This is a genomic window from Bartonella sp. AA56HLJMS, from assembly GCF_042197145.1.
GTDB lineage: Bacteria > Pseudomonadota > Alphaproteobacteria > Rhizobiales > Rhizobiaceae > Bartonella.
In genome coordinates this window covers 269,615-281,416 of sequence record NZ_JBHIRL010000002.1, presented here as the reverse complement: position 1 = coordinate 281,416, position 11,802 = coordinate 269,615, and the positions used below count along the sequence as shown (strand labels likewise).

The following is an 11,802-nucleotide window of genomic DNA, read 5'->3' as shown; positions in this document are numbered from 1 at the left end:
AGTAATTCGACCAAGAAGTTCCAAGATTTTATCTATCGTTATGGCAATGACAATGCTATTGTTAGTGGGCATAGCCGTGGTACCTTAACAGTAAGCAATGGAGCAAATGACTTGCAAGAACATGGTATCCACAGTGTAGCCAAGAAAACAGACTTCTATCTTGTTGGAGCGGCTGCTCACATGCAATCGATGGCCAATACAGTAGATTATCTAAGCGATGGCGAAAAAAATTATATCTACATACAAGGTCATATGTTAGACCCCATTAGTACAGTGATTGGTTACAATTGGCCTACGGCTTATAAGGCACCTTTAAATCTAGATTTTTCACTTTTGGAGAAAGGTATAAAAAATCCTTTTTATATGACGATATTTGCAGCAAACAGTTTATTTACTATAGCAACTAATCCTCTCAGAGAGATGGGGAGAGCGGTCTTGGGCCTTAACCCGAGCCCCCATAATTGTTATGCTGATGCGAGTGATGCGTGTAGATGGAATTACGGTTCATTTGATTTTAAAAAACTTTATTCAAGGAGAACAGGGAACAAAAAATGAAAATGTTTTTTAATTTATTAAGCCTGCTCATTTTGTTAACGGTTACTGGATGTGACATTGAAAACATTGACAAACCTGCTCCAGGGTACGTGAGTATGTGGGAGAAATCAGGTGCGGATTCTACTGAGGTAGGAAAAGCCTTATTAGAATGTGGAATGCCGAGTCTTATCGATCCTGATTCAGAAAATAGAAAGCAGAGCATCAATGCAAAAGCAACAACTTATACATGTATGATTCAAGCAGGATTCCGTTATAAAGGGGGAGGGAGTCCGTGTTATACTTTTAAAGAGGAAAACCTCCCCATTTGTCAGCCTGGTGCTGTCATCCCGAAGAGAAGTGTCGAAAAGCGCTTAAACAGCCCGTTTTGTAAAAAGTACAAAAATGCGGATGAATGCCAACCTTAAGTTTTGCTGTTTGTGACGATCAACAATCCGCCATCTTTGCCTTCGCTTGGAATGGCGCGATTGTTTTCTCAATCTAACATCTCAATATTGTTCACCGTTGTTTTAAGCAGCGGTGACAGAAAATATCAACAGGCTTATGAGCTTTTTTATAGTAAATAAATCCATTGAAAGAGGGGAAAAATGAAGAAAATCTTAAAACTATTGAGTTGCATAGCTCTCTTAAATACAGCTGGATGTGTTAACCAACCTCCTCCATCAACTTTAGCATTATGGGAAAAACCAGGTGTCGATAAAGCGATGATCCAACAATCCTTATCAAAATGTGGTTGGAAACCGGTTTATGCTTCTTCTAGTGATATGAATTCGTATGCGAGTGAATTTGCCTCAGTTTATGAGTGCATGAAAAAAGCAGGTTTCCGGTATAAATTGCAAGATTCAAAAGGGCTCTATTTTACACAACCTCCCAAAAGTGGCTCATTCCTAAGCAATTTAATGATAGCAGGATATCAGCAATTTATGGACAATGACACCTTTGGTGTGACCAACAAAACGAAACAGGAACGGGCTTTACTAACGCATTTTGAGGATGAAAGAAAACGTCAGCAAAAGCAAAAAGCTTTACAAAAGCGATCACCAAAGCGTCCTCCCCATCGTTAAAAGGTCGTTGGATAAAATCACGAATGAAGTAGGGGATCAAAGCCGTCTCCTTCTTTATTCAAGCGGGTGGCACTTTAAATAAGGCAGCATTCATGGTGTTGGCGCTGATATTATCGCTGGGACCAATCCTGTTTATGCAAATGGTGAGCAGAGCGGGAATATCACCTTGGGAGAAGGTAAAGATATCATTTTTGAAAGTGTACAAAACCAGCTCGTGGGTGTTGCTACAGCCCTTGGCTCTTAAGACGATTCATAAGAATCATTTTTACTCCTTTCTTCTATAGTTTTTACCCACACATCAGCCCCGCTTATGATGTGCAAGCAAGTGATTTTGATTGATTCAAGATAAACAGATTTGAAATGAGAGAATCCTACGTTATTCGGGAGGCTAATTCAATATAAATAACGCTAGATTATTATTATAAATCAATATTTTGTTATATAAAAAAAACTAATCCGTAGGAGATTGTTGGAAATGTTGGAACTATCCTTGGTACTTTTGCTGGGCTTAGCAACATCAGAGCGAAAGAAAATATCGTACGAGTAGGGCAGCGAGATGGATACAAACTCTATGAGTATAACTACAGGGGCTATCCAGAGCATTATCGCGGGGTGATGGCACAAGATGTTTTGAAGTCAAAACCTGAAGCTGTTTTCTTGCATAAGGCGATAGGTTTTTTGCATGTAGATTATAGCAAGCGTGGCTGTGAGATGGAAAGGGTGCAGTGATGGAACAAGAAAACACAAATTCTCTTTTAAAGTTGTTTGATCCAAAATTTTTGCGTCCTTTAATGTATCAGGTTATACCGCAGTTACCTAGATATTTATTGCAATAACGCTCGATGCCTCCAAGCACGCCGTTGGAAGGACGATACAAGCCAAGTTTTTTAGAACGGGCTGCTTGTCGCACAGACCCTTTTGATGCGAGCAATGGGGATAATACTCCGCAAAAATTGAGTCTTACAGAGCTTATTCGCGGTTCTCAAGCAGGGACAGAACAAGCTGGGAAAAAACGCCAGCAGAATTGATTATGTCTATGGATGATTTAAAACGCCAAATGCCTCCATTGCCGGATGTTTCAAAGGATACTGTTAAGATACAAGAGGTACCAGAGCAACAAAAACATGACTTTTCAGAGCAGAGAGGTGTTGCATCAATGATTCCTCAATCTCCACTTGTTGGGAACATTGATCAGTCTAGTGGGGATGAAGCTGGGCGACAGCAAAAAGATGTGATGGATTATATTGCTCAACTTAATGAGAAATCTATAGCGGAAAACTCTTTGAAAAACGATTCTGGAAATGATGAGGAAAAGCTTTTTGATGCACCTATAGGAGAAGAAAAACATTTGAATGCACACTTACCAGAAGAGGAGCATTTAAAAGCAAGTGGTGATCTTGAACAAAAAACAGATTATATCAAGTCACTTGATAACTTTGTTCAGACAGGAGCAAATCCAAGTAGCTTATGGGAGCGTTTTAGAAAATCAGAATTTTCCGAGCATTTAATGGATTTTTTTGCAGGGCTTGCGTTAGGAAAGACACCACAAGAAAGTTTTTCAAATGCATCTATCCTTATGCGGCAGGGCAACAAGGAACGCGCACAACATAAACAAACTTTGCAATTTTTACGCTCTAAAGGGTATAGCGATGAAGATGCACAAGCACTCACGCAATATCCAGATCTTGCCATGAAAATCATAGGCAGCACGTTAAGCTCTCAAGAAGGCTATAGAACACTACTTAAAAGGCTTAATCGGGGGATTATGAATCTGTACCAACCGAATTGCAGAAATGGACCAAAGCGGGAGGCAAACGTTTACAAGGTCTTGTACACCGGCGTGTAGAAGAGGCAGGGCTATGGGCGAAAGGGGCTTATGTTTCTTCCAATTATCAAACAGTAGAAACGCAAGCACCAACGGGGGGTTCAAAGCAGAAGCATTGGCACCGATTATTGGTTCTTTTTCTGGGCTTGGTGGATTTTTAGTGGGCAATGGCCCCATTCAATGGGCTTTAGCCGCCATTATGGTTTTAGCCGCATGTACTGGTATTTTCTTTGTAGCTAAACGCTTTCAGGAGTACTGCCTATGATCTTATGGATGAAAAGAAACTTGATGGTAACAGGTGCGGCTTTAGCGGCTTTTTTATTGCCTTAGCAAGAGCTTTTACTCTTGGGAAAAAAGCAGAGCAACAAAAGCAAACAGAAAAAGCTTTAAAAGCAGCCACAACACGGCTGGAGGTGGAAAGTGAAGTTAATCAAAAAAGTGATGCTGATATGCGTGCTGCTCTCTCTGACTGGTTGCACGACAAATAAATATGCTTCTTCTTGTGTTGGCTGGTTGCCAATTTATTTAGACAAGAAAGATCTGAACGCCATCAGTTCCAATTTAGCAAGAGAGATCTTAAAGCACAATAATCTAGGTGAACGCTTGTGTGGGTGGAAACATGGTTAGAAAAAAATCCAAAAAACACACAGAGCTTACAGAATCAGAAAAAGAAATGCTTCAAGAAATGATTATCACCTATCAAAGCGTGAAAATGATGTCTCGCTTGATGAAGTGGATAGCATTTTTTCTTTTTTTGCTTATTCTTGATTTTGCACGCCTCATGGATGCGATAGACAACATCTTCGCTCATTTGAAGCAGTGGTTCTCAAAGAATTAGAAAAACTGTCATACAAGCAAAAACTTCGAAAAATTCTTTTTACTATGAATTGGAGATCCAATCATAAGCGTAGTTCAGAATGCAAACCAAATCGTAAGAGCTCTAGTGTTTTGGTATTCGGCTTTCGATAGATCAAAACTAAATCTGGCTTGATATGACAATCACGACAATTGCGCCATTGACCTGTTAGCGCATGATCTCTCCAATGCGCTTTTAGCGGTTCATTCTCCGCTAACGCTTTGACCACAAGCAGCAAATCCTTCTCTAGTGTATTAGCATACCTACCTTTTCTTTCACGTTTAAGGTCAGACCGGAATGAACGCGTATAGACAATATAGCAAGCTTAGGTTTTCTTTTCAGATTTACGCATTTCGGTTCTATCTTCGCGTATCATGGTCCTTAAGCTGTCTAATATGGTCCTTAAGCTGTCTAATGATGTACGTTCGACGCATCCCATTTCGGCATCCTCGATAGCTCGTAATGTTTCCGGATTTGGTTGAAAGATCCAAGCGGTAATGTTCGATCTCTAGCAATGCGGGTCATAAACATGCGTACTGCATCCGATACAGTTAAACCCGTAGACTTAATAACTGCACTTGCAATTTCTTGAACTTGATCAGGTATGCGGGCTTGAATTTTTCCCATTTCTAAATCCCCTATTCAATTGTAGTACAATGTACTGCACGTTAAGTCTATGTCAAGAGTTTCAACAATAGCTTTTCACAAGAGAACTTAGCAAAATTCAAAAAATTATTAGAGAAAGTTAGAAGAATAAGATATGTTTTGTAGAAGAATATTGGAAAATCCTATTCCCTAACCTTTATTTATGAACCCCATACTTTAAAAAAACATATAAATCAATGTGATATATGAATAAAAAAGAGCATAATATCACTAAAAGAGTGTTATAGAAATGATGTGTCATGACGATTCTACCACTCGATAGTGCTTCGATAAGAGAGGCAATAGCGCTTCTTGAACAAGGGAAGTTAGTAGCGTTACCAACAGAAACTGTTTATGGATTAGCGGGCGATGCAACCAATGGGAGGGCAATTTCTTCTATTTACTCTACAAAGGGTCGTCCACAAATTAATCCTCTTATTGCGCATGTTAGCGGCATCGAAATGGCGGAACGTTATGTTAAAATTGACTTTCTTTCACGCCAATTAATAGAGGAATTTTGGCCAGGGCCTTTGACATTGGTTTTGCCTTTAAAGGAACAGCATAATATCCATCCTTTAACAACCTCTGGTTTGAATACCTTGGCTGTTCGTTTTCCAGACAGTCGTTTTGCGGAAGTGGTACAACATTTTGGCCGTCCACTTGCTGCTCCTAGTGCGAATCAATCGGGACGTCTTAGCCCTACTTCAGCTGAGGCTGTTTTTGCATCTTTGGGGGAATCTGTTCCTTTGATATTGGACGGAGGGCCTGCTAAAATAGGGCTGGAATCAACGATTATTAAAATTTGTGGTGAAAATATTTATCTTTTGCGTCCAGGGGGGCTTGCGGCTGATGAAATTGAAGAGGTTGTGGGGAAGCCTTTAAAACGGATAGATCAAAGGGCGGCGATTGAAGCTCCTGGGATGTTAAAATCACATTATGCTCCCAATGCTACGGTTCGTTTGAATGTAGAAAAGGTGGAAAATGGTGAAGCGCTTTTAGCATTTGGTTCAAAGCGTGTTATGGGGGCTGAAAATGCCGTTTCTATTTTAAACCTTAGCGAAGATGGAAAGTTGGAAGAGGCAGCCTCTCATTTATTTCAATATATGAAGGAATTAGATTCATTTAAAGTGAGATGTATCGCAGTAGAACCTATTCCATCATACGGATTAGGAGAGGCTATCAATGATCGTCTTATACGGGCTGCGGCTCCAAAGGAGAAATGAACATGGAGCAGGAATTAATTGAAGGGTTTAGGGAAATTGTTGGTGCTAAGCATGCTATAACGGATCAAGCTTTGATTGCACCGTATTTGCTTGAAGAGCGTGGGCTTTTTCATGGAAAAACACCTTTACTTTTACGTCCATCTTCTTGCGCAGAGGTCTCATCGATTATGCAGTTAGCGAGCAAAACGCGCACACCGATTGTGCCACAGGGTGGAAATACAGGGCTTGTGGGGGGACAACAACCAGATGAAGGAGGAGGGAGCGTTCTTTTATCCATGGAGCGATTAAATAAGATTAGAGCTATAAATCTTGAGGGAAATTTTGTTGTTGTAGAGGCTGGTGTTATTTTACAGGATTTACAGAAAAAAGTGGATGAATCAGGTCGTTTTTTCCCTCTTTCTTTGGCATCTGAAGGTTCTTGCCAAGTAGGAGGCAATCTTTCGTCGAATGCTGGAGGGACAGCTGTTTTAGCTTATGGCAATATGCGTGATCTTTGTCTTGGTTTAGAAGTTGTTTTACCGGATGGGCGTATTTTAGATGATTTGCGTTTTGTTAAAAAAGACAATAGCGGTTACGATTTAAAAGATCTTTTTATTGGTGCAGAAGGCACATTGGGAGTTATAACCGCAGCCGTTTTGAAGATGTTTCCAAAAATAAAAGGAAAAGCTGTTGCTTTGGTGGGATTATATAGTCCGGCGAAGGCTTTAGAGTTTTTATCTCTGGCTCAAGAATATGGAGGAGGGATGTTGACAGGTTTTGAGCTCATGGGAAATCTCAGTTTGCAAATGGCTTTAGATTATAAGATGTGTGAGAAACCTCCTCTTCAGCGGAAACATGAATGGTATGTATTAATGAACATTTCATCGTTGCAAGGCAATGATGAGGCGTTATCGGTATTGAGTACTATTTTAGAAGAAGCTTTAAAGAATGCGGTGATAGAAGATGCAGTTGTTGCGCAATCTTTAAAACAGCAAGATTTTTTTTGGCAATTACGAGAAAGTATATCATCAGCACAAAAGTTAGCAGGAGGGTCCATTAAGCATGATATTGCAATCCCACTTGCTTCTATTCCTGATTTTATTGCTGAGGCAGCGCTTATTGTTGAAGATATTGCTCCAGGAGCACGGGTGATTTGTTTTGGACACATGGGCGATGGAAATTTACATTATAATATTACACAACCTGTAGGAGCTGATACGACAGTGTTTTTGCAGTTATGGTCAACAATGAATCATCGCATTCATAGTTTAGTGGTGGACTATAGAGGTGCATTTTCTGCTGAGCATGGAATTGGTCAGCTTAAGCGCGAAGAACTTCGTTCTTTTAAATCGCCTGTCGCATTGGATATTATGCAAGGGATTAAAAAAACACTCGATCCTTTAGGGATAATGAATCCTAGAAAAGTATTATAATTCAAGAATGGTGATCATGCATTTTTGTTTAGATTTTAATAACCAAAAAAGAAACCAGTTGTTTTTTATTCAAACTTTTAATAATCCAATGAGAAAAAGCTGCTAAAGGGTGTATGTTATTTAAGATAAATTGGGATAATGTATATGGCTAATCAATGCTTTAATCAGGCAAAAGCGGTGCTTGAATTTCGGTTAGATCCGTGCCATTTGCCACAAACGACGACATATTTTTCATCCAAAACGGGTAATCAGGTTATTTGTTCGTTAAATGAGCGTGGTGTTTCTTTTAAAACGGATATGCCTTCAAGCTTATCGCATTTAATACCCCCTTATCATTTTCAAGGAATTGCAGCACGTACCGTAAAAACGCGTTCAGGAGAAAGAGCTGTTGCATTAGAATTACTTCATGCCGATGAGGAAGCTTGTGTACCGCTTTTGGTTTCCAGAGATTTGAATAATGTTCTTCTGGATTGGCGGTTATGGGCGGATACTTATGGCCTTCCCATGCTTATGATCAATGAAGATAATCGCATTCTGGTTGTAAAAGATCGTTCTGATTTACATCGATTTTTTGGTACAACAGCACATTCTAAACAAAAGCATTTTTTACTTCGTTATAGCAATCCGTTAGGCTTGCGTTTGGTGATTGCGAATCGAATTGCACTCCAGTAAATTAATATGCATTCATTTTTGTACGACCGTCAGCATTTATCTTGTTGTGCTGTAAAACATCGTTGTTTGGGGAGGTAACATAAGGCATGTAAACTTCACACATGAAGTGTTTTTAGAAGATATGGCGAATATTCTAAGTTTGCTTGTAGGTCTTTGTGTAAGTGCAGCATATGAGTGGGAAGCAAGAGGAACCCGCTTAATGAGAATTCAGACCTTTACAGACGGGATTTGGTGTGACTTTTGGTTCTTGAAAACAAAGAGAAAGTCAATGATTGTAAATGAGAGTTTTTTGACACCATACATTGGCAGCAGGAATCGATGATGTAGAACGCTTTTTTCAGAGAGGTAAAAACGGTTTTCATAACAATAGAAACTGTTTTTTTGCGGTATAATTTTGGGTGTTTGCCACATTATTAAAAACACCAGAAGATTACTGGAAGTGTTTTTGAATTTTTTTTATAAATCATTTCTCCATGTTGAATGAAAGCTTTGAATATTTCAGAATATTCTTATTTCATCTCTCTTTTATAATCAAAATCATTTAGATAGAAAGGGTTATCGTAATATTGAGAATTGGAAAATACAATGATGGTATAGGTTTTTATTTTTATTCCAGAAAGCTGGCAGAATGGATTTATACTATTTGCAGGTAGTGTCGTAAAATGGGAATGATAAGCATGAGAGATATTGTTTAAGAATTTGTATGTGAATAACATAACTATCTTTTTTGGGCATTTTATTTTTCGTAAAAGCGGAATTTCACTAAAAACGCGATAAATAAAAGAAATGATAGTATATACGTTTTTCCTCAGGATTTTATAAGAAAGAAAGTGTTTATAAAAATGATGAGAAAATGCGTTTAAAGTAAAGACAACAGTAAAATGATTATTTTATATTACATCTTCAGATTCAGAAAATTTTCCTATTTTATCATGAGTAGATATCCTATTTACAATATTTGATTGTTCAAAGGAAAGCACACTTATTTTTTCAAAATTATGGCCAACGTAAAACAGTGAGAAAATTTGTGTGTCATGCTCTTATATAAAATAAGAAAATCGTAAAAAAAGAATATTCAAAGGATTTAATTTTCTCGCGCAACGGCTCTCCATCCGATATCTCGACGAACAAAACCTTCTGGCCAATCAATAAAATCAACAGCTTCATAAGCACGTTTTTGTGCATGCGTAATCGTTTTTCCTGTTGCAGTTATATTGAGTACACGTCCACCATTTGCAATGAGTTCTCCATCACGCAACACTGTACCAGCTTGAAAAACTTTCACATCGGGAAGAGTGTTTACTTGATCAACATTACGGATAACAGTACCTTTTTGGGGGGAGTCTGGATAACCATTAGCAGCCATAACAACGGTGAGAGCTGTTTTTTCAGACCACCGAAGAGGCTTATTTTCAAGTTTTCCTTGAGCTGCAGCAAGAAAAATTGGCAAAATATCATCTTTGAGGCGCATCATTAAAACTTGACATTCAGGATCACCGAATCGTACGTTAAATTCAATTAATTCGGGTCCTTTTTGTGTTATCATTAATCCGACGAAGAGAATACCTTTAAAGGGGGCGCCCATTTCTTTCATGCTTTTTAAAGCTGGTTCAACAATTTCTTTGAGAGTACGATTCACTATTTCTTGGGTCATGATGGGCGCTGGTGAATAAGCACCCATACCACCGGTGTTTGCTCCAGTATCCCCATCACCTACACGTTTATGATCTTGAGCAGATCCAAAAGGAAGAGCAACTTTACCATCACAAAGGCAGAAGAAGCTTGCTTCTTCACCTTCAAGAAAAGATTCTACAACAATTTTGTTTCCTGCATCTCCAAATGTACTTTTGAAGCAGGCATCAACTGCGTTAAACGCTTCTTCCATAGTTGTTGCAACCACGACACCTTTGCCAGCTGCTAAGCCATCAGCTTTAATAACAATGGGAACACCTTGTTGCTGAATGTAAGCTTTAGCTTTAGAGGCATCATTAAAGCATTGGTAACTTCCTGTAGGAATGTTATTCTTCCGACATAAATCTTTTGTAAAGGCTTTTGAACCTTCTAGTTGAGCAGCTTTTTGAGTAGGACCAAATACACAGATGTTAGCGCTATTAAGAGAGTCTGTTATACCCGCCACCAAGGGTGCTTCTGGTCCTACAATTACAAGATCAATAGAATGTGCTTTACAAAAATCAATAACAAGGGGATGGTCATCAATGTTCAAATTAATATTTTCACCAAATTCTGTTGTTGCAGGATTTCCAGGAGCACAATATAACTTTGTTAGCAGTGGTGATGCTGCTATTTTCCATGCTAAAGCATGTTCTCGTCCACCTGAGCCAATAAGAAGAATATTCATTGCTTGCTCCTCTCATAAAAGATAATTAATCTCATCCCCTTCTCATAAGAATGAAATGTCTCTATCGCAAGACCAAAGGTAAATCATTTGATGAAAAAAAATAAAAATATCGCGCATGTTCAGTCCTATGATAGCCAAGGACGGGTTATGGATGCATCTTCCAAACAATGGGTCTACAGCTTCCTTCCCCGTTCTTTATGGTTTTATGCGCAATTGGCGCGTTGGGATCGGCCTATCGGTTGGCAATTGTTGATGTGGCCTTGTTTTTGGTCAACAACAATGGCTTTTTTCTCTTATAACATGCATTACGATACTCTTTTATCAATGTTTCTTCATTGGGTTTGGTATCTTTTTCTTTTTTTTCTGGGGTCTATTGCTATGCGAGGGGCAGGATGTACTTGGAATGATCTTATTGACCATAAAATTGATGCTCAGGTAGAAAGGACACGTTCTCGTCCATTGCCAACAGGTCATGTGAGTCGGTTTCAAGCGAGAGTTTTTATCCTTGTGCAATGTTTTGTTGGTTTAGTCGTTTTATCACAATTTAATAGGTTTAGTTTTTTTCTAGGTATTTCGTCATTGATAGCTGTTGCATTTTATCCTTTTATGAAACGCGTAACATATTGGCCGCAGTTTTTTTTAGGCGTTGCATTTAATTGGGGGGCATTAATGGGGTGGGCTGTTGTCTTTGGAAGTTTAAGCTGGGCACCAATCTTGCTTTATGTGGGATCAATTTTGTGGACCATAGGATACGACACAATCTACGCACATCAAGATAAAGAAGATGACATTACTGTTGGTGTCCGTTCTACGGCTCTTCTTTTTGGTAAAGCAACCAAGCGTGCTTTAGTATTTTTGTATGGTGGTTTTGTGATGTTCGTTAGTCTAGCATTTTATTTAGCTGGAGTTCCTGTTCTTAGTTTTTTTGGGATTTTTGTGGCAAGCATCCATATGTTTATTCAAATTAAAGTCATTGATATAGATGATAGTTCACAATGCCTCAGGCTTTTCAAATCTAATTCGCTTATTGGTTTTGTGATTTTTGCTGGTTTAGTATGTGGGGGTATATGGATGATATTTTATTCTGCGGTCTAAAAATAAGTTAGCTAAAATCATAGTTTCTACTGAATACAGTATGTTTTTTTTAATAAGCTTGTTGCTAATCTATTTTTAAGCAATACAGTAGAAAATATC

11 protein-coding genes and 4 pseudogenes are annotated in these 11,802 nt (G+C 38.6%); 12 read left to right on the top strand and 3 right to left on the bottom strand.

The window, feature by feature from the left end; all coding sequences use genetic code 11:
- The 8 genes and pseudogenes from ACFINI_RS02565 to ACFINI_RS02530 form a co-directional block, all read left to right on the top strand.
- Nucleotides 1-555, top strand: a 555-nt coding sequence (locus ACFINI_RS02565) for a hypothetical protein (protein WP_375645533.1), incomplete at its 5' end; no start/stop codon positions are given.
- Nucleotides 552-959, top strand: coding sequence for a hypothetical protein (locus ACFINI_RS02560; RefSeq protein WP_375645532.1), 408 nt, complete (start codon nucleotides 552-554; stop codon nucleotides 957-959). The genes ACFINI_RS02565 and ACFINI_RS02560, both read left to right, overlap by 4 nt.
- A 180-nt stretch (nucleotides 960-1,139) precedes the next feature.
- A complete protein-coding gene (locus ACFINI_RS02555) occupies nucleotides 1,140-1,616 on the top strand; it encodes a hypothetical protein (RefSeq protein WP_375611111.1) in 477 nt (158 codons plus the stop codon).
- Between the two features lie 728 nt (nucleotides 1,617-2,344).
- Nucleotides 2,345-3,357: pseudogene (locus ACFINI_RS02550) on the top strand (hypothetical protein); the annotation flags it as partial.
- Nucleotides 3,352-3,706: pseudogene (locus ACFINI_RS02545) on the top strand (lysozyme); the annotation flags it as partial. The pseudogenes ACFINI_RS02550 and ACFINI_RS02545, both read left to right, overlap by 6 nt.
- Nucleotides 3,703-3,929: pseudogene (locus ACFINI_RS02540) on the top strand (hypothetical protein). The pseudogenes ACFINI_RS02545 and ACFINI_RS02540, both read left to right, overlap by 4 nt.
- Nucleotides 3,862-4,068, top strand: coding sequence for a hypothetical protein (locus ACFINI_RS02535; protein WP_375611112.1), 207 nt, complete (start codon nucleotides 3,862-3,864; stop codon nucleotides 4,066-4,068). The pseudogene ACFINI_RS02540 and the gene ACFINI_RS02535 overlap by 68 nt, the downstream one beginning before the upstream one ends.
- Nucleotides 4,061-4,279 carry a hypothetical protein gene (locus tag ACFINI_RS02530; protein WP_375611113.1) on the top strand — a complete coding sequence of 73 codons (219 nt, stop codon included), beginning with the start codon at nucleotides 4,061-4,063 and terminating at the stop codon, nucleotides 4,277-4,279. Before ACFINI_RS02535 ends, ACFINI_RS02530 begins: the two co-directional genes overlap by 8 nt.
- Before the next feature lie 61 nt (nucleotides 4,280-4,340).
- On the opposite strand, the gene ACFINI_RS02525 is transcribed toward ACFINI_RS02530, so the two are convergent.
- Both ACFINI_RS02525 and ACFINI_RS02520 read right to left on the bottom strand, forming a co-directional pair.
- Nucleotides 4,341-4,613, bottom strand: coding sequence for a type II toxin-antitoxin system YafQ family toxin (locus ACFINI_RS02525; protein ID WP_375611290.1), 273 nt, complete (start codon nucleotides 4,611-4,613; stop codon nucleotides 4,341-4,343).
- A 9-nt stretch (nucleotides 4,614-4,622) separates the two neighbouring features.
- Nucleotides 4,623-4,924, bottom strand: a pseudogene (locus tag ACFINI_RS02520) (type II toxin-antitoxin system RelB/DinJ family antitoxin).
- 278 nt (nucleotides 4,925-5,202) lie between these two features.
- On the opposite strand from ACFINI_RS02520, the gene ACFINI_RS02515 reads away from it, so the two are divergent.
- The 3 genes from ACFINI_RS02515 to ACFINI_RS02505 all read left to right on the top strand — a co-directional run bounded on the left by ACFINI_RS02515 (nucleotide 5,203) and on the right by ACFINI_RS02505 (nucleotide 8,249).
- Nucleotides 5,203-6,165 (top strand): L-threonylcarbamoyladenylate synthase, encoded by a 963-nt coding sequence (locus ACFINI_RS02515; RefSeq protein ID WP_375613034.1) that lies wholly within the window; start codon nucleotides 5,203-5,205, stop codon nucleotides 6,163-6,165.
- A gap of 2 nt (nucleotides 6,166-6,167) precedes the next feature.
- Nucleotides 6,168-7,577 (top strand): FAD-binding oxidoreductase, encoded by a 1,410-nt coding sequence (locus ACFINI_RS02510; protein WP_375645531.1) that lies wholly within the window; start codon nucleotides 6,168-6,170, stop codon nucleotides 7,575-7,577.
- A gap of 144 nt (nucleotides 7,578-7,721) precedes the next feature.
- Complete coding sequence (locus ACFINI_RS02505) at nucleotides 7,722-8,249, top strand: DUF6101 family protein (RefSeq protein ID WP_375645530.1); 528 nt, start codon at nucleotides 7,722-7,724, stop codon at nucleotides 8,247-8,249.
- Nucleotides 8,250-9,333: 1,084 nt separating this feature from the next.
- Here ACFINI_RS02505 and purD read toward each other — a convergent pair.
- Nucleotides 9,334-10,608, bottom strand: coding sequence for a phosphoribosylamine--glycine ligase (purD, locus tag ACFINI_RS02500; RefSeq protein WP_375645529.1), 1,275 nt, complete (start codon nucleotides 10,606-10,608; stop codon nucleotides 9,334-9,336).
- Between the two features lie 90 nt (nucleotides 10,609-10,698).
- Here purD and ubiA point away from each other — a divergent pair, with 90 nt between their 5' ends.
- Nucleotides 10,699-11,703 (top strand): 4-hydroxybenzoate octaprenyltransferase, encoded by a 1,005-nt coding sequence (gene ubiA / locus ACFINI_RS02495; RefSeq protein ID WP_375645528.1) that lies wholly within the window; start codon nucleotides 10,699-10,701, stop codon nucleotides 11,701-11,703.
- Nucleotides 11,704-11,802: the final 99 nt, after the last annotated feature.